Below are 18420 nucleotides of genomic sequence, written 5' to 3'. Positions count from 1 at the left end.
TTATAAAGCGATTATATCAACCTTTTACGGGGTCCAAACAGCACATAAAAGCAATATAAATGGCACAAATTCAACCACTTTGCCTTAGCATGAATAAACATAAAAAAGCGCCCAGACGTTAGTCGTCTGGGCGCTGCTTGTAACTATTTTTTCACACTGTCATACCATTCGTTAACCTCTTGCGTGATTTGGTCGCCGCCACCCGATTTCCAGGTTTGTACAAAGGTATCAAACGCATCAACCGGATTTTTGCCATAGATAATTTCGTTAAATGCCTGATTCTCGATTTTGTTCAGATAGTCAAGCTTGGATTTCATCGTCTTTGTTGTCGGACCTGTGAACATGTTTTTGAAGGAAATTTCTTCTTGGCTAAGTAAGACTTTCGCTGCTGCTGGAGTTTCTTTACCATAGTTGACAGCAACATCTTTCTCAAGCTTGGTTTCAGGCTCTTTGCCATTGGCCAAATTCATCAGAGCTTTCATCTGTGCATCTGGAATACGAGCACCGTCACGAACAAGCAAATAACGTACAACGTTAACATATCCGCCTTCGATCTCGTCAATCGGCATTTGTTTTCCATTTGCATCTAATTGATAGTCATAGCCTGCAAACAGACCATTGTCATAAGGGCTACCTGGTGCCGGGTCTGCATAATTGTCGAACAGGTAGTTCTGGTACGTAAAGAATGCTTCTGGGTGCGCCATGTCTTTTTTGATCAACGTAACACCATTAACGAACTGTGTCCCGTGACGCATCGCTTTGCCTTCAGGACCAGACGGAATTTCAATCGGTTTCCACACGGCACTCGGTACATTTTTCACTGTATCGAGAAGTGGCCATCCACTCATCCAGTAAGGTCCTGGAATAATACCGGCAGTTCCTGCAACTGCTGGCTCTGCTGTTTTGTTCTCATCCCATAGAGCTGCTTCCTGCGGGATATATCCTTTTTTGAGCCATTCGCTCAATTTGGTCAGACCTTGTTTCATACCCGGATTGATGGAGCCATACTCCAGCTTGCCGTCTTCCCCCAGATTCCATTGGAACGGCAATGTTCCATATGCTCCGAAGATCCATGATGGGTCTCCCATCCATGTATTCATGGAAGTTTTGAAGCCAATGCTGAGCGGAGTGACTTTATCAGGAGCCAAGCCGTCAGGGTTATTATTTTTGAATGCTTCCATAACAACTTCTAATTCATCAATTGTTTTTGGCGCTTTCAGATTTAGCTTGTCCAGCCAATCCTGACGAATCCACAATAGATAATCATTGTTGTAGGCATAGTCCAGAACAGGGATACCCATTCTTTTGCCATCACGACTATATTGGTTCCATACGTTTGGATCTTGTTCAATTGCTTTTTTCCATGTATCCGAAGCATACTTATCGAACAGTGGCCCTACTTCTTGATACATTCCAGAATCAATCAGATCCTGAGCAAGCAGATTATCACCCACGTTTACAATATCAGGCATTTCCTGTCCTGATGACATCGCAAGACGAAGCTTGGTTGCAAATGCTCCGTTTGTGTCTGTTACTGACCACAACGATTTGATTTCAATACCGAATTGATCTTTGGCCCACTTGGTTGCCACGTTATTTTCCATGGATTCGCCATTTTTGAATTTCAGCTCTGGATCGATTCCCCAGGCTGTTGTAATCGTAACTGGCGGATCGTATTTCTCTTTGTATTCGTTTTCAGTTCCTGTTGTGTTTGAAGCTGCATTATCTCCGCCTCCACTGCCTCCTGAACATCCTGCAAGAACGACAGTCAGACACAGCGTTGTAGCGAGAAGCGACAAGAATCTCTTTTTCGTTGATTGCGCTCTCATGTTGTTCCCCCTTAAATCGTTTTGGTTACCCTTTCATTATAGGCTGACCAGGCCTTTGAGCCTATGATACGAAATCAAGATTTCTGCACCTTTGCCAACCTATATTCTGGAATGTTGTTGTAATTATGCCTGATCCCGAAATTCATTGGGTGTCATGCCATAATGCTTTTTGAACATTTTGCTGAAATATTGCGGATTTTGATAGCCAAGTTCACTCGTAATCTCGTATATTTTTTTGTTGCTATTCTTAAGCAGATATAGAGCACGTTCCATGCGCATACGAATCATGTAGTCCCCAAGACCTTCCCCAGTCTCTGCCTTGTAAATTTTCGATAGATATACGGGGTGTAAATATACCTTGTCCGCAATCATCTTCACCGACAGAACCTGTCCTGTATCTCTTGTCACCAGCTCCTGAACTTGCTTGATCACATGTCTGCGGCTCTGTACACCTTCCTGATCGGACAACTCTTCCTGAAGCTTCGCCAGCATCTCGGTTGCCCAGCGCCGCAGCTTCTCGGGTGATTGAATCAACTGATGGGCAAGGAGCAGGTCGAATCCCGCATGATCAATCTCATGCACCAGATGCCCCTGTTTATGGGCGATATACATAAATGCATTGGTTACCGACAGATACATCTCATACACATGTTCTCTGGACAATCGTACCTGTTCTGCCGCGTCAAAGACCATGTTCAGCTTACGGGCTGCCGCTTCCCATTGCTTGGTCTCAAGCAATTGCGGAAGTACAGGCGGTTTGTACAGCTCTTCGAGCGCCTGCGTCGCATCATTCTCCGGTCTTTTGCTGAGTGCCTGATCCATGTCCATATATATGATCTTGTGTTCTTCCGGTCCAGAAAGGACAAGCGAACCCAGACTTTTTCGATAAGCTGCTGTCAACTCATTAAAGGGAAATGACGGGGTAACTACCATGGACAGATCTCCCTGTAAATATCGAATGACATGCTCACGGAATGTTTCAGCGGAGATTCTCAACGTCTCCAAGTCCATCTGCGGAGATTCGATCTGATCTTGATTCTGCAAGAACATAACCAGACACTCATGGGGTCCGCGACCAAACCACACGTTAAATTGCTCTCCGAGTACTTCCTCAGCAATATTACCTACCGCAAAATCCATCAGATCCAGAGACTGCTGGTCCATTGATGAGAAACGTCCTGTTAGGCGAATCAGCATCATCACAGCCGATTGTTCCGGATCAATATGAATCTCATACTGTTGCAGTTGTTCCCGAAGTGCCCTCGCCGTGATTTCACGTCCCAGCAGCAGATCATGCATGAGATTTTCCCGTAAAATTTTATAGTCAGACTTCCGGCTGTATAAGAGCCGGTGATATTTATCGAATTCATCCCATTCATCGCGAAGAGACGTGATGGCTGCCGACACGGAACTCATAAATTCATCATCGTTTACGGGTTTCAGGATATAATCCGCTGCCTGCAATTGAATAGCTTTCTTCGCATAAGTAAAATCACTGTGACCGGTCAGCAAGATACAGCGGATATGAGACCAGCGTTTGCTTACCTCTGCAATGAGATCCAATCCCGACATACCAGGCATTCGAATATCGGTAACTACGATGTCTACTGCATTTTCCTCCATAATCTCCAGCGCTTCCTTACCGGATGCGGCACGCAGCACGGTCGTTACCCCAAGTTCTCCCCAGGGGATCGTAAGTTCCAGACTTTCTGTTACGTATGTCTCATCATCTACCAGTAATATATCAATCAAGTGATTCACTCCCTATTTCGTTCATTCTGCCAATAGATTCCATCGTTCATCATACGCTGCACATTCCAAGTGCTTATCCTTCATTCTCCAGAAGAAACTCCTGCTCGGCAGGCCATGACAGCGTAACTCGTAATCCACCAAGTTCCGATTCCGTTATATCAAGCCCTGCCTGCTCCCCATATCGAAGCTGGAGTCTCTGATTCACATTCCACAGGCCACAGCCCATCTCCTGATCCATCGTTCCCCTGAGCTTATTCAGAAGCGCCTCACGTGCCTCCTGCGTCATGCCTTGCCCATCATCTTCTACCACAAGAACCATGACACCACCCTGTTTTTCCCCGGATACTCTTATTTCTCCGGCTTCCGCGTCCGCCTCGATACCGTGAATCACCGCATTCTCCACTAGTGGTTGCACGATGAGTGGCGGTACCTCCTGTCTTAACATCTCATCAGTCAGATCAATCTTGTAATGAATGCGGTCCATACGCATCCGTTGGATCTCCAGATAACAGCTGACAAATTCAATCTCTTCTGTCAACGGTACCACGTCCCGCTCCTGTCTTGTCGTATACCGATAATATCGCGATAGATTATGCGACATCGCTACAACAGCGTCCATACGCTTCAGCTTCGCCATACTTGTGATGAAGGAGAAACAATTGTAGAAAAAGTGCGGGTTAATCTGCGACTGCAGCTGCTTCAACCGGGCTTCACGCACATGAATCTGTTCCAGGTAAACGTGTTCAAACAACTGCTGGATCTGCTCCACCATCAAGTTGAAACGTTCGGACAGAAAACTGAATTCATTGCGGCCTTTTGGCTTAATCCTCACTGAATAATCTTCCTGCTTCAACCGCTGGAACCCGCGAATGAGTTGTTTCACTGGTACCTGTACCTGAACATAGAACAAGTACGCCACACCAAAACTCATTAACAACAAACAAATCATGGAAGAATAGAACAACATATTGGATTGATGAATGGGCTTCAGAATATCTGACAGGGGCATGTAGTCCACCAAATACCAGCCTGTTGTACTGGATTTCACGGTGTTAACCATGTAAGGTTCATTCCCGATCACTACTGTACGATTATCAACGTCCTGAAGTTTATGGGCGGACAGTTCTTCCATCAATTGATTCGTTAATGAATGGTCTGAAGTCCGATTATAGATAACCCCCGACTCTTCTCGGAAATAGAAGGGATCATGCCTGCCATCGTCTTTGAATTTGTCGAGCATATCCCGAATGTTGTCACTATCAAACTCCAGTTTGATAATCGTTTCCGCATTATTAGCTGGGTCTTTAATGCCGTACGGAGATACTGTAATCCAGCTAAACATGAACCGATCTTCTTCCCCATCCTGAATTTTGCGTACATCCCAGCCGGAACTGATATTCTCCCTTAACGCTTGTTTATCGTAAGAACGTGCGTCCCTTTCGGAAACTACCCTGCCTAGCGAAGGGGAGTACAGATATAATTTCGTGGCCCAATTGGATGAGCTTTCCTGAATACTCAGCTTATTCTGAATACGTTTGACCAGGTTGATCGCATCTAGGTCAAAGTAATTACTGTCCGCATAGATTCGGCGGAAGCTGGCAATATCAGGATCATGTATGAGCAGATTTGGCCATGAGGATAACAGTTCGATGTGTGTGTTCACTTGATTTTGGAAAAATTCAAGCTGGTTACTATTCGATCGATTCAACTCGTCTCTGAGAACAGCTGTTGTTTTGTGATTGGAGTACCAGTACAGAAGCACTACAGGGATCAGCATAATCAGAATAAGAATGACCATTTTGGAAAACAGGTTTGTCCGATATGACATCTTTTCATCTCACCTTGTCTAAATTTGTCGTGACATTAATTGTAATGATGTAAGCGCTAAAGACAAACTATTTTTTTGAGACAAACCGATTCATTATCTAGCGTAAGCGTTACCAATTCAAGGGGGAAGGAGATAAAACCAACATTTCTGCACTAATTGCAACTTCCACGCACAAAAAGAGCCAGCGATTAGCCAGCTCTCTCTAATTTCAGTATATGCCTTTGATCTTTCTATTCTACTCAAACCTTATTCCACTTCTGTTTATGTAATTATTCTTTTTTACTATAAAAATATCAACTATGGAATATCATAATCAAATACCGTATTCGCTCCATCCACGCCTACATCCAGCACAATATCCATAAGCTTCCCATTGACGAACAGAGGGGATTCCGCTTTCCCGTAAAACTCCAACTTGCCTGTAAACGTTCCATGGGGTTCAATCTCAACATGTACCGGCCTTAACTGGACAGACTGCAAGGCTTCCAACAGTGGATCGTCCTTAAACTTATAACTGCGTGCGAGATCAGGCAATAACACGGCGGATACGGAATCTCTGCCGTAATTTTTGAGTGTCAGGTCACAGGTGGCTCGGGTCTCACCCGTTTTTAGCACGTTAAAGGTACAAGAGCTTGCATTCTGTACATAGGATACCGCATTAATGCCTGTAGCTCCCCACTTGGCTACATACATCAATTTATCCGTCATGTACGAATAACTGAGAATGATAGCGATAACTACGATCCATAAGCCTTTTGCAAGACCGGGGAATGATTTCCCGATTTCTTTGCGTGTAAGGTAGAAGCCGCAGGCGAAAATCCCCAATCCGAGGAAAAGTGTGATATGTACACCACTTAAATAAGACGTAGTATACGGTGATATACCTATTGCTGACAGCATGGTATCCCCAACAGAAAAACCAAGATGATGGTTAAATGTAAAGATGATAGCAAATAGCAATAAAGCCCCTGAGAACACAAGTCTGGTTCTCGACACACGAACACCCCCTAATCAACCACCTGATTATATCATATTTTTCCTATTTATGATTAACAATCCAAATCAAAAAACAACAATAAAAAGAACGTCTTCGGTTGTTCACCGAAAACGTCCTCCATTTTCACCGCTGACAAGAGCTTGTAGTAACACAGGTCTCTCTGGCATGGCTGACGATCATTTATTGCTTAGACAAGAATGTATCGAGTTGTTCCTGTTTGGCTGCAATAATTTTATCAATTCCCGCTGCTTTCAATTTCTCCAGATATTTCGGAATCATCTCATTTGGATCAACGGCGCCCGATGTCATACCCGGCTTGAACTGTTTGTTCACGTTGTTGACCGCAGCAATTTCATTTTTGACAGATTGGCTGTTGAACGTAAAGCCCAGTGCTGGCGACTTCACACCTTTGGCGTTAAACTCTTTGAACTTCTCCCATTTCTGTGGATCTTCATTATCCCAGAGGAAGTTCAGGAACTGGTTACCCAGTTGCCATTGTGCACCTGGATTGTAGGTACGACTGTTGGCATCTACGCCATCAGGGAGAGCAATGATATTATCCTGTCCGTCTTTTTTCACATAATGTGTACCTTCAATTCCGAAGTTCAGCAAGTTGTTAATTTCCTTGTCCGAATGCAGCAGGTTAATGACCTGCATCGCTTTCTCCGGTTGCTCGGAAGAACGGGAGATTGCAAGCATCGCTCCAGATGCATCACCCGTCGTGATTGTTGGCTGTGTCATCTCAATCTGAGTGAGCGGGAAACCCACATACCCTTCTTCTTCTTTATCCTTGCCTGGCTTCATGCCATCCGTCCAGAGAAACGCTTTTCCAGCCTTCGCCTGGTCTTTCGGGAACACATTGGACGTAGCAGCATCACTGTTGATATATCCCGCTTGATACCACTTGCGAGCGAGTTCAGCCGCTTCTTTGAATTCAGGGGTCTCCACTTCATTCAGCACCGTTGTTCCGCCTGCTGTTTTGGAGATGACTCCAGGTACGGAAGCATCACCGAGATAATCCCAATCCAGATTCTCCAATAGCCCGTTACCATTGGTATTGGACATATAGAACGGTGTAATGGCTGGCTCGTTTTCCTTGATTGTTTTGAGAAGTGGCTCCAGATCAGCCCATGTCTTTACAGCTGTCAGGTCCAGCTTATACTTGTCAGCCAGATCTTTACGTACCAACACACCACGTGTGGCAGCAAGTTCCTTATTCGTAGGAACGCCGTAATTCACGCCGTCTACCTGGGAACCTTCCAGAAAGGCAGGGTCCAGGTTTTTCTTAATATCCTGACCATGTGCATCAAGCAGATCATTCAAGGGCAAGAATGCGCCTTTAGCTACATTCACCGTGTAGTTCTGCCAAGCTGCTGTGAAGATAATGTCTGATTTTTCACCTGAGGAAATCATGAGATTCAGCTTGTTATCCCATTGTCCCCAGTCAATCGCATTGATCTTAAGCGTGGCCCCGATCTTTGGTTCCATCTTTTTGTTGATCTCAGCTTCCACCAGAGCGACATCCTTCTGTGGTGTCCCTGGGTAGAACAGTGTCACTTCATAGGGTTTGCCCCCACCTTCACTTGCTCCTCCGCCTTCTGCGCCAGGTGTTGTTGTTCCACCTTTGTCTGATGAGCAAGCTGCCAGCACCAGGCTCAGCGTCATCACCGTTGCCATCATGCGTGACCATACCTTTAATGATCTAACCAATTGAACCCCTCCTGTCATGTGTTGAACCATACAACCGAATTCCCCAATTCACAATTAAACCGATAACTACTTCTGTATATGCCCTTTCAGTCCATCTTCATTTACCTTGCCCACTCCGCTAACCGGTTCAGAGTTATCCCTTCACAGCGCCAACCGTAAGACCTTTGATGAAATAACGCTGGAAGAACGGATATGCCAGTACAATTGGACCAATACCGACCACAGCCATCGCCATTTGCAGAGTTTTGTTAGGCAGATTCAGCAATCCACCCTGCGACGAAATCTGTGAAGAGACGTTGGAGTTGGTTGTTAAATATTGAATATCGAGCAGCGTCCGATACATAAGGTACTGAAGGCTGATCGTCCGGTTATCTGATATAAAAATCATGCTAAGGTACCAGTCATTCCAGTAATTCAGTGTACTGAACAACGCGACGGTTGCCATTACGGGAAGAGAGAGCGGAAGCACGATACGTGCAAACGTTCTCAATTCTCCCGCACCATCAATCCGAGCCGATTCCAGAATGGACACCGGAATGGAGTTCGCGAAGAATGTACGCATGACCAGTACAAAGAATGGGGATAGCAGTAGCGGCATAATGAGTGCCAGTAGGGAGTTTTTCAGATCCAATACGTTGACATAGACCAGGTACCAAGGTACCAGACCCCCATTGAACAACATTGTGAAGAAGATGAAAAAGGCGAACCAGCCCCGGTAAGGCAGATCTCTCCGTGAGAGCGGATACGCATACAATGCGGTCAACGCAACACTTGTAATGGTACCTACAACGGTAACAATAAAGGATATACCATACGAGTGAATGATCTGATCCATATCTCTGAACAGAAACTCATAAGCCGTCAGGCTGAATTTCTCTGGAATAAGCTTATATCCATTGGCAATTACTGTTGTCTCGTCCGAAAATGAGATGGCGAAGACAAGCAGGATCGGCACGATACAGGCAATGGCATAGAATAGAAACATCGCATGAATAACGGATGCGGAACGCTTCGATACGGCTAGTGGATCACGTGATTTCACAGCTGACTTGCCTCCTCTCAAAATAATGCATTATCTTTATCTATTCGCCTTACGATGGTATTGGATACAAGAACCAACACAAATCCAACGATTGCCTGATATAGACCGGCTGCTGATGACATCCCGATATCTCCACCGATAAGGAACGTACGATATACGTAGGTATCCAGTACATTCGTTACAGGGAACAGCGCTCCTGATTCCAGTGGAACCTGGTAGAACAGACTGAAGTCTGCATAGAATATACGACCAATTTGCAATAACGTCATAATGACGATTAATGGCACGAGAAACGGAATGGTAATGAAGCGTATCTGATGCCATTTGGTTGCGCCATCGAGCACAGCTGCTTCATAATATTCTTCATCGATACCCACGACAGCTGCCAGATAAATGACGGCATAATATCCAATATTCTTCCATGTGTTCACCAGTGGCAAAATATACGGCCAATACTTCGGCTCTGAATACCAATCGATCGGCTGACCGCCGAACATCTGCAGAACCGTTGAGTTCATGAAGCCTGAATCCTTGCCCAGGAAAGCCAGTACCAGATAACTGACCACAATCATGGACAGGAAATACGGTAATAACATAAGTGATTGATATAACTTGGACATTGCCTTGTTCTTCACTTCATTGAGCAGAATAGCAAGCCCGACACCTACTAAGAGATTTAGTGCAATAAACACCGTGTTATACGCGAGTGTATTTCGGGTAATTTCCCATGCATCACTGGTTGAGAACAAATATTTAAAATTGTCCCATCCACTCCATGGGCTACCCCAAATACCATCAGCATAGTTTACATTTTTGAATGCGATCAGAACGCCGAACATCGGCATATAGTTGTTCACCAGCAGAAACAGGACACCTGGCAAGAACATGAGATACAGCACCTTGAATTTGCCAAGATTGTGCCACACCGACTTGCGCTTTCGGACTGTTTCTCCCGGTATTTCCGATATCCGTACTCCCTTACCCGCCTGGGGTTGTGTCTTCATAACTTGTTCTCCCTCACTCCTCTTGAATTCTTCCTCAGGATGAAGCTCCGTTGCGGCTCCTGTGGTTCAAGTATACGGCGGGGCGAGTAAGACCTCTATCTGCTGTGGTGACCTGTTGACTTATCAAATTATGACTTTAGTTCCAAAATAAACAAATCAAAAGGCGCAGCATGCTGCGCCCTTAACTATACGGTACGTGACTGTTTTCTGAACTCCTGTGGCGTTATACCCGTGCACTTTTTGAACATTTTGGTGAAATGCGAGTAATTATAGTACCCCACCTTGCCAGCGATATCCGTCACTTTGACGGTGGACTGGGACAACAATGTCTTCGCTTTGGCTACTCTGCCCTGCAGGATAAACTCAGATAGGGACATCCCCTTCTCTTTCCGAAACAGACGCGATAGATAAGCGGGATTGAATCCGGCAAAAGCTGCAAGCTCCTCTCGCATAAGTTCTTCACCAATATGAGTTTCAATATAAACGCACAACTGATCCACAATGGTCATGGGGCTATGATCGTCCGGGTACAACACCGGGATAACACGATCAATCAGATCAGACGTCCACTGCTTCAACTGCGGCAACGACCTTGTCACCATCCCCTCTTCCGGCTCCCGTTCACCCGTATACAGACTGCGTATGGACACGTTTTTCTGATGAAGCAACGGATAGACCACATGCAGCATGGCATGATAGTAGAGATGCAGCATTTCAGGAGACAAACCCTCCTGGGCAGCAAGCAACTCAAAAATCTCATCCACACGTTCTCGCAAATCCCCTACTTTACCCGTCTCAAAAAGAATAGATAATTCCGAAAACCATGGAATAGGCAAAAAGCGATCTTCCTGATCTCTTCCCCGCTCATCATAGACAAACACTTCTTCAAGCTCCTTAATATTGCGCCGCTCCATATCCATCAGTTCATTTAACATGCCTTGCAGCTCAGTTACAGCAACCGGGGCTCCAACATAACAGGACAACCGGCAGTAGAAATACGTACCACATTCCTGAATATACCCCTGACAACGTTGTGCCACTTCGCTCGCACTCGGAATGATACTGTCTTGCTCGTAAGCAAGGACAATATTTAATCCACTTTGATCCTGAAATACCTCACCGGGCTTGTCGCCAAGCAGCATCTCCTTGGCTGCATTACGAAGGGCATATTCCAATACCTCTTCGTCACGCAAATCAAAGTCACGCACCCATTCCTCTACCGAGATCACAATGGGTAACACACGAGCTTGCGGGTCAATCTCGGCACCATACAATTCTGCGAGCTCTTGTAGCCGTTGTTCGGTTAACGTGATACGCTGAGAGATGGCATCTTTCCAGAAGCGTTCTGTCAGCAGCGGTTTATGGGTTTTCCAGCGTTTGTATACGGTCTCATAAACTTCGTTGGTACGGGTACGCTGCTCTCCATCCTTGATCTTCTCCACCGCCTGGGTTACTACCTTAATCAATTGATCCGCTGGAGCCGGCTTCAACACATAATCAAAGCTGTTTAGCTTAATTGCTGTCTGAGCATAATCGAATAAAGCATGCCCTGTCAGGAAAATGGTCAGTATACCTGGATCATGTTTCAACACCCAACTTTGCAGGTCAAGCCCTGTTTCACCAGGCATCTCGATATCACAGATCATGATATCAATAGCATCTGCCCTTAAAATCTTTCTTGCCTCTTCGGCATCACCAGCACTGTATACCTGGTCAATGCCTGCTGCTTGCCAATCGACTCCTTCAACCATTGCTTGTAATGCATACACTTCATCATCCACGATCAACAGGTTCCGCATAGGCTCCCCCTTCTTCCTCTTCGGTCTGAGCGGGTAAATCAATGATGACTTTGGCGCCATGATCCACCTCATTGCCAAACTGCAAACTGGCTTGATCACCATACTTCACTAATAGCCGATGAGCCACGTTCCATATCCCGATATGCTGTCCATTCGGGTCTTCAGCGTATTGTCCATGTTGCAGACGCCCCAACAATTCCTCATCAAATCCGACGCCGTTGTCCACAATCATCAGTTGAAGCACCGTCCCATCGACCTGACCGGACGACTTCTCATCGAGGCGCGCCACGATCCGAATGACAAAGGCTTGTGTCCGGCGCTGAAATCCATGAATAATGGCATTCTCCACAAAAGGCTGAATGGTTAATGGCGGAATCACATAATGTCCCAGATTCGGTTCAACATCCAGTTCAAAATCGAATCTGCTTGGAAACCTCAGCTTTTGAATTTCTAAGTAATGACGAATGTGCTCCAGCTCTTCATCCAGACGAATAATACGTTTGCCTGCACGCAGACTGAATCGAAAATAATCGGCCAGATGACCCGCCATCTGCTGCACCAACTCATGCTTTTGCAAGGAAGCCAGACTATGAATAATATTGAGTGAATTCAGGTAAAAGTGAGGATTGATCTGCATCTGCAGTTGTTTGAACTCGGCCTCCCGCGTCCGCAGCTGTTCCTCATACACATCAATCTTCAGATGCCTGATTTCACTGGTCATTTGATTGAAACTTCGTGTCATAAATTCAAGCTCAGAGGAAGATGGCGGGTCCAGCTTCACATCGAGATCTCCACGACTCACCCTTCTCATGCCTCGAATTAACGCATTCATCGGGCGGAATAACAGATGCCGCAAAAAGATCAGTGCAGTAACCAGAATTACTGCCGCACCAATGGGGAGCAGACGAATGATCTGCTGGAAAAACGGGAGGTTACGCATCATGTCTTCCTCAGGCAGCAGCACGATATAATTCATCTGGGACATGGCCGAGGCAGTACCCAACATCAAATATTGACGTGCTTCTCCCTTATTCACAACTTCAGAGATCACCTGATACGGATTCTTCAAGCCGGGAAGATGTGCTGCAGCCAGCTGAATCTGTGCAGTATTCAATGTGGAATCCGATAGTGCCCCACCATCTGTTCCAACAATGACTGCACCTCCCCGATCTCCGGATTCAGTGAATTGTTGTGTATGATTCAGTGCATTCATATCGACAAGTGCACCTGCATAGAACTGTTGGTTGATTCGCACCGTTTTCACCAGCGCATTCCACGTCCCGCCACGCACGATGCTCCATTCCGGCTTCTGGATATCCCCTTCCAATTGCTGCATCTGGACTGGCATACTCTCCTGCACAACCGACTTTTTGACATCATAATTGCCTGAAGTGGCGAGCAGAAGATCATCATTCACGGCATCGTATAGAAAAAAAGAATCGATTAGATTATAAAAACCGATATCTGTCATGAATTTGTTCATAATCCGTTGCTTTGCAATGATATAATCACCGCTGCCGTATTTCAGAAAAAACAGAGAGATAATATCCGGGTCCCGCTCGCCCAGACTATATAAATACCGATTCGTCTCCTGTAACACACGTTCATTCTGCTCCACACTCTTGGCGAGATGATTCATATTGGTGAGGGATACTTTGTCACGTACAACTTTCATGGCGTAGACATTGTTATAATAAAGCAGCATGAATAATGGCAGCATGATCAATGTAAGACCCACTATAAATTTAAAACGAAGTGAACGGATTAAACTCATGGATTATGGATTCCCGCCCTCTTAGAGGTAGTTCAAAAAGTCCGCTGTACTGAACCAGACTTTTTGAACACACACTTTATTTCAACATAGTTTTTCTATTTTCTTCCTTATGATGGCATGTTTATTGTAATCACCCCTGCTTGCCATTGTCTATGGGGTCCCGTGACCTTCACATATCAATTCTGGTGACTTTCATCCGCTCCAATTTCAAAAGTAACACGCTCCATGTTGTAATAAATTCTCCAGTTGTAAAATAAATCCTTCATTTATAGCTCAGAAGCTTCTCCCTAAAAATAAATGCTGCGGCAAGCCCCGGACTCCATGAACGCCCGATCTTGACATGCATACGATATATCACTCCTCGGGTTAGTCACCAGGATGTAGGGAGGCCTGTTCGATGAATATTCAACTCACTGCGTTACACTATGTCTATCTGGCATTTATCGTCTTGATCATCGCCGTAATGATCCGGCGCAGGGACACCACGATCATCTGTGTTGCGGGTATTATGACCATTGGACTTCTGGCAACCGAAACCTTAAGCGGGTCAGTTGCTGGGATCTTCAGCAGTTTTATCTATGCAACAAAAGAATTGCTGAGTACGATCTTCATCATCTCGATTATTGTGGCAATGAGCCGTGTTCTGATCAGAACAGGCATTAATGAGGTCATGGTAACACCCGTCACCCGGTTTATCCGTTCTCCTCAGGTCGCGTATTGGGGTATCGGATTGATCATGATGGTAGTATCACTATTTTTCTGGCCATCCCCAGCCGTAGCACTCGTCGGTGCAGTACTGCTTCCTGTAGCCGTGCGTGTAGGTCTTCCTCCGATTGGAGCTGCTATTGCCATGAACCTGTTCGGACATGGGATTGCACTGTCGGGGGATTACATTATTCAGGGGGCTCCCAAACTTACAGCTGATGCGGCGGGTATACCGGTTACTTCCGTCATGACGGCCAGCATACCTCTGGTCATCGTCATGGGAACGGTATCTACACTTACAGCCTTCTGGATGCTGCGCAAAGAGATGAAATCAGGTTCACCTGCTCATTCCCCAAACGTTATATCAGGTACCATGAGCACGGAACCTTCTTCCTCATCAGAGGCTGTGTCTACTTCTCAACCAGGCAATTTGTCTGTTGAACGTCAAGCAATTTCACTCCGTTTGCAAAAAGCATTCGCTCTGCTTATCCCTCTGTTATTCGCAGTTGATGTGATTCTGATGTTTGTATTGAAGTTGCAAGGCGGCGACGCAACAGCTCTGATTGGCGGAACCGCTGTGGTTATATTGATCGCTGTCACCCTTGCCGCACATCGTCATGCCGGACCAGAGGAAACGACCAATTATTTAATAGAAGGATTTCAGTTTGGTTTCAAGGTGTTTGGACCGGTTATTCCTATAGCTGCATTTTTTTATCTGGGAGATGCTGCGATTACGGAGTTGTTCATCACCCCTCTTCCTGAAGGTTCACACGGGATCGTGAATGACCTGGGGGTCGCACTTGCTGGGCTGGTGCCATTAAATGATACGGTGGGCGCCATTACAATGACGGTGACCGGAGCAGTTACTGGAATGGATGGTTCGGGGTTCTCGGGGATATCCCTGGTTGGCTCGATTGCGTCCATGTTTGCAGGATCGGCAGATTCCGCACCTGTGCTGACAGCATTAGGTCAGGTTGCAGCTATATGGGTGGGTGGTGGAACCTTGATTCCATGGGCATTGATTCCTGCTGCTGCAATCTGCGGCGTCAATCCTTTTGAACTTGCAAGACGCAACCTGAAGCCTGTACTGCTGGGACTTACGGTAACAACAATTGTAGCCATCTTTCTAATCTGACCAAAAGTTATGCTAAACCGTTTAAAAAGACGTGCGTGAACGTGCCCAGTTCCAGAGATCTTCTCGCTGCATCTCGGCCAGATGCAGCATGTCCACATATGGATCTCCCTGTAATCCAAGAACAGAAGCAAATGCAGGCTCCGTCTTCCACCCTGCCTGTTTCAGTCTGCGGATCTCACGGTGTCCCGCGTCTCCCCACAGTTGCAACAATCTCCACTCTACGATCATATGTAGGTATGCATTCTGCCTGTTAACTGGCACGGATTGGGCAAAAATCTCCACAGGCCAATGTCCCACTTGCAAATTACAAGTCACATAAGGACGTTGGTCTGGAAGATCCCCACCACGTACACATTGAAATTCAGCAACGGCTCCGATTCGATCGTATATCTCGGCTTCAAACATATCCAGATCCTCTGCATAACACAGCAGATCCAGATCACTGCCCGGAAGATCAATATCAATCGGTACCGTTCCTGCTGGATATGGGTGATAGTCAGCTAATATATCGAGCAATCCACTGCTCTGCAACACATGATAGGCGTCCTGCTGACGTGAATTACCCGAAACCAGATGTGCCATTACTTCTGCGGTAGTACTCATCTCCCCGCCTTGGGCCACAGTTAGTTCGTGCCTCCTGTAATGACCTGTTTCACACGTCCCACTTGACCGCTCGTCAGTCGTACTTTAATTCCGTGTGGATGCGTAGGTGACTTGGTTAACAGATCCTTCACAATGCCACGCGTCAGCTTTCCTGTAGCTTGGTCCTGCTTCAGCACAATGTCCACTTCCAGACCTGGTTTAATATTTACACGTTGTTGTCCATTCATTATGTTCGCTCTCCTCTATGTCGTGATTCATACCATGTATACTATATAACCCTTAAACACAAAGCTCCATCTATTGTAGACGTTTTGGTTTCAAAACAAAAGGGACACGGTAATAACCTCCTAAAGGCTGATTCCATGGTTGATATGAAGACCAAGATAAAGAAACCGCAGGTCTCTTCATCTGAGACCTACGGTTTCTATTTGGATTGGCCATGTTCGGGCTGCACATGCTTCAGAATAGACGAAGGCGAAGTTCCATCCTTCGCAGCTTCGCGTGCCTTCACAGCAAGCAGCTCAGACACCGTCACGAATTGATATCCCTGCTGCTGTAACTTCGGCAAGATTGTTTTGAGTGCAGCTACCGTATGGGACTTGCCCTCCACCTTATCGTGGAAAAGTACAATATCCCCATTGCGCGCGTTATTCAGTACTTTTTTAACGATAGCCGATACACCTGGAGAAGCCCAGTCCCGTGTATCCTGATGCCAGGACCAGAGTACAATGGTATACCCTTTTTGTTTGGCAGCCTGGATGACCATGTCATTGTAATAGCCGCCCGGTGGCCTGAACAACAGGGGACGCTCCGCGCCTGCTTGAATGATGGAACTTTCTGCTTCGTTCATATCCTTCATGTACTTGTCCGCACTAGTTGATCGAACTGCATACGTGTGCGCATACGTATGATTGGCGATTTCATGCCCTTCGAGCTGTTCCTGCTTAATCAGTTTAGGAAATTTATCTGCCCATTTGCCAAGTACAAAAAAAGTTCCTTTAGCATGATACTGCTGTAACAAAGCCAGGATCTGCGGAGTCTGAATCGGATCTGGCCCATCATCAAAGGTAAGGGCGATGAGTTTATCCTGTGTGGGAACTTCCCACACAATCTCTCCTCGTTCCTCATAATACTGACGGTTCTTCTGTACAGGCTTTGCATAGGCAGAACTGCTACCCAGCAAAATAATTAGCGTGAACATTCCGATGACTCGGGCTGCCTTCAGGTTCATGTGGTGTCCTCACTTTGTCTTCATACGTAAACTCCCTGTTAGCATTTCCCGATTCACCCGAACTCATTAACGAAAGATCTGATCCACGACTGCAATTTCCTCAGCAGTTAATTCCACATTTAATGTTTGCAGATTGTTAATGACCTGCTCAGGTCGCTTGGCACCCGGAATCAATGCATCAATAGAAGGCTGAGTCAGGTACCAGGCCAGAACCAGATGGGCGACCTCAACATCCTTGGATTGTGCTATGCTGCGCAGTTGCTCAACTTTATCGAGATTGTCAATGAAAGCTTCACCTGTGAACAGCGGGTTCTTTGCCCGTCCATCCTGAAAAGTTGTATTGCGATTATATTTCCCGCCCAGCAGTCCCGCTGCCAGAGGGAAGTAAGGAACAAAAGAAATGTTATGCTCAGCCGTATACGGCAACAGCTCTTTCTCCGCATCTCTTTTGAACAGATTATATTCAGATTGCAGTACGTCTACATGCCCGTCCTTGTTGGCTTCACGCAACTGATCGATGGAGAAGTTGGATACACCAATGGCACGAATTTTGCCAGCGTCTTTCAATTGTTTTAACGTATCTACCGCTTCATCCTTAGGTGTAAGTTCATCCGGAAAGTGGATGTAGAACAGATCAATGTAATCGGTTTGCAGACGTTTCAACGCCTCATCCACGGATGTTTTCAGAAAAGCAGGTGAGTTATCTATGACAATTTTGCCATCCACTAATTTATGAGCTGCCTTGGTTGCAATGATGGTATTCTGCCGCTGACCGGTTTCCTTCAGTACTTCACCAATCAGTCGTTCGGAATGCTCCGGTCCATAGATGTACGCCGTATCCACAAAGTTAATACCTTGTTTCAAAGCTGTACGAACCACTTCCTTACCTGTCTCATCATTCAGCATGTCCGGATATATATTATGTCCGCCTACTGCATTCGCACCCAATCCAATGGGATTCACGATCAGATCCGTCTTGCCCAACCGAATTTGTTGTTCTGCCATGTCTCA

Annotated in this window: 14 protein-coding genes; 1 reads left to right on the top strand and 13 read right to left on the bottom strand. The window is 46.0% G+C overall.

Annotated features, from left to right (window positions below):
- Nucleotides 1-143: 143 nt before the first annotated feature.
- The 9 genes from MHB43_RS11455 to MHB43_RS11415 all read right to left on the bottom strand — a co-directional run bounded on the left by MHB43_RS11455 (nt 144) and on the right by MHB43_RS11415 (nt 13735).
- Nucleotides 144-1829 carry an extracellular solute-binding protein gene (locus MHB43_RS11455; protein WP_221823458.1) on the bottom strand — a complete coding sequence of 562 codons (1686 nt, stop codon included), beginning with the start codon at nt 1827-1829 and terminating at the stop codon, nt 144-146.
- Between the two features lie 123 nt (nt 1830-1952).
- Nucleotides 1953-3581, bottom strand: a complete 1629-nt coding sequence (locus MHB43_RS11450; RefSeq protein WP_405131991.1) for a response regulator — start codon at nt 3579-3581, stop codon at nt 1953-1955.
- Between the two features lie 73 nt (nt 3582-3654).
- The gene (locus tag MHB43_RS11445) at nt 3655-5409 is read right to left on the bottom strand and encodes a sensor histidine kinase (RefSeq protein ID WP_339307827.1); all 1755 of its coding nucleotides are present in this window, start codon (nt 5407-5409) and stop codon (nt 3655-3657) included.
- Nucleotides 5410-5706: 297 nt separating this feature from the next.
- The gene (locus MHB43_RS11440) at nt 5707-6405 is read right to left on the bottom strand and encodes a hypothetical protein (protein ID WP_339183920.1); all 699 of its coding nucleotides are present in this window, start codon (nt 6403-6405) and stop codon (nt 5707-5709) included.
- A gap of 181 nt (nt 6406-6586) precedes the next feature.
- A complete protein-coding gene (locus tag MHB43_RS11435) occupies nt 6587-8116 on the bottom strand; it encodes an ABC transporter substrate-binding protein (protein WP_221823450.1) in 1530 nt (509 codons plus the stop codon).
- A gap of 133 nt (nt 8117-8249) precedes the next feature.
- On the bottom strand, nt 8250-9158 hold the full coding sequence (locus MHB43_RS11430) for a carbohydrate ABC transporter permease (protein ID WP_017689303.1): 909 nt from the start codon (nt 9156-9158) through the stop codon (nt 8250-8252).
- Nucleotides 9159-9175: 17 nt separating this feature from the next.
- A complete protein-coding gene (locus MHB43_RS11425) occupies nt 9176-10162 on the bottom strand; it encodes a sugar ABC transporter permease (RefSeq protein WP_036670214.1) in 987 nt (328 codons plus the stop codon).
- Nucleotides 10163-10347: 185 nt separating this feature from the next.
- Nucleotides 10348-11961: a helix-turn-helix domain-containing protein gene (locus MHB43_RS11420; RefSeq protein ID WP_405131990.1), complete on the bottom strand. Its 1614-nt coding sequence runs from the start codon at nt 11959-11961 to the stop codon at nt 10348-10350.
- The gene (locus MHB43_RS11415) at nt 11936-13735 is read right to left on the bottom strand and encodes a sensor histidine kinase (protein WP_221823444.1); all 1800 of its coding nucleotides are present in this window, start codon (nt 13733-13735) and stop codon (nt 11936-11938) included. Before MHB43_RS11415 ends, MHB43_RS11420 begins: the two co-directional genes overlap by 26 nt.
- Nucleotides 13736-14132: 397 nt before the next feature.
- On the opposite strand from MHB43_RS11415, the gene MHB43_RS11410 reads away from it, so the two are divergent.
- Nucleotides 14133-15575, top strand: a complete 1443-nt coding sequence (locus tag MHB43_RS11410) for a hypothetical protein (protein WP_339307824.1) — start codon at nt 14133-14135, stop codon at nt 15573-15575.
- A 21-nt stretch (nt 15576-15596) separates the two neighbouring features.
- Here the strand turns inward: MHB43_RS11410 and MHB43_RS11405 are convergent, their stop codons facing one another.
- The 4 genes from MHB43_RS11405 to MHB43_RS11390 all read right to left on the bottom strand — a co-directional run bounded on the left by MHB43_RS11405 (nt 15597) and on the right by MHB43_RS11390 (nt 18414).
- The gene (locus tag MHB43_RS11405) at nt 15597-16178 is read right to left on the bottom strand and encodes a DUF4269 domain-containing protein (protein ID WP_221823440.1); all 582 of its coding nucleotides are present in this window, start codon (nt 16176-16178) and stop codon (nt 15597-15599) included.
- A 20-nt stretch (nt 16179-16198) separates the two neighbouring features.
- Nucleotides 16199-16405, bottom strand: coding sequence for a YwbE family protein (locus tag MHB43_RS11400; RefSeq protein ID WP_221823438.1), 207 nt, complete (start codon nt 16403-16405; stop codon nt 16199-16201).
- A gap of 197 nt (nt 16406-16602) precedes the next feature.
- On the bottom strand, nt 16603-17409 hold the full coding sequence (locus MHB43_RS11395; protein ID WP_221823436.1) for a polysaccharide deacetylase family protein: 807 nt from the start codon (nt 17407-17409) through the stop codon (nt 16603-16605).
- A 66-nt stretch (nt 17410-17475) separates the two neighbouring features.
- Nucleotides 17476-18414: an aldo/keto reductase gene (locus tag MHB43_RS11390; RefSeq protein ID WP_221823434.1), complete on the bottom strand. Its 939-nt coding sequence runs from the start codon at nt 18412-18414 to the stop codon at nt 17476-17478.
- Nucleotides 18415-18420 lie beyond the last annotated feature (6 nt).

Origin of the sequence: Paenibacillus sp. FSL H8-0317, from assembly GCF_045040685.1 — a bacterium.
In the GTDB taxonomy this organism is placed as follows: Bacteria; Bacillota; Bacilli; order Paenibacillales; family Paenibacillaceae; genus Paenibacillus.
Note: the sequence above shows the minus strand (reverse complement) of the source record. Positions and strands in the feature narration are given on the sequence as shown.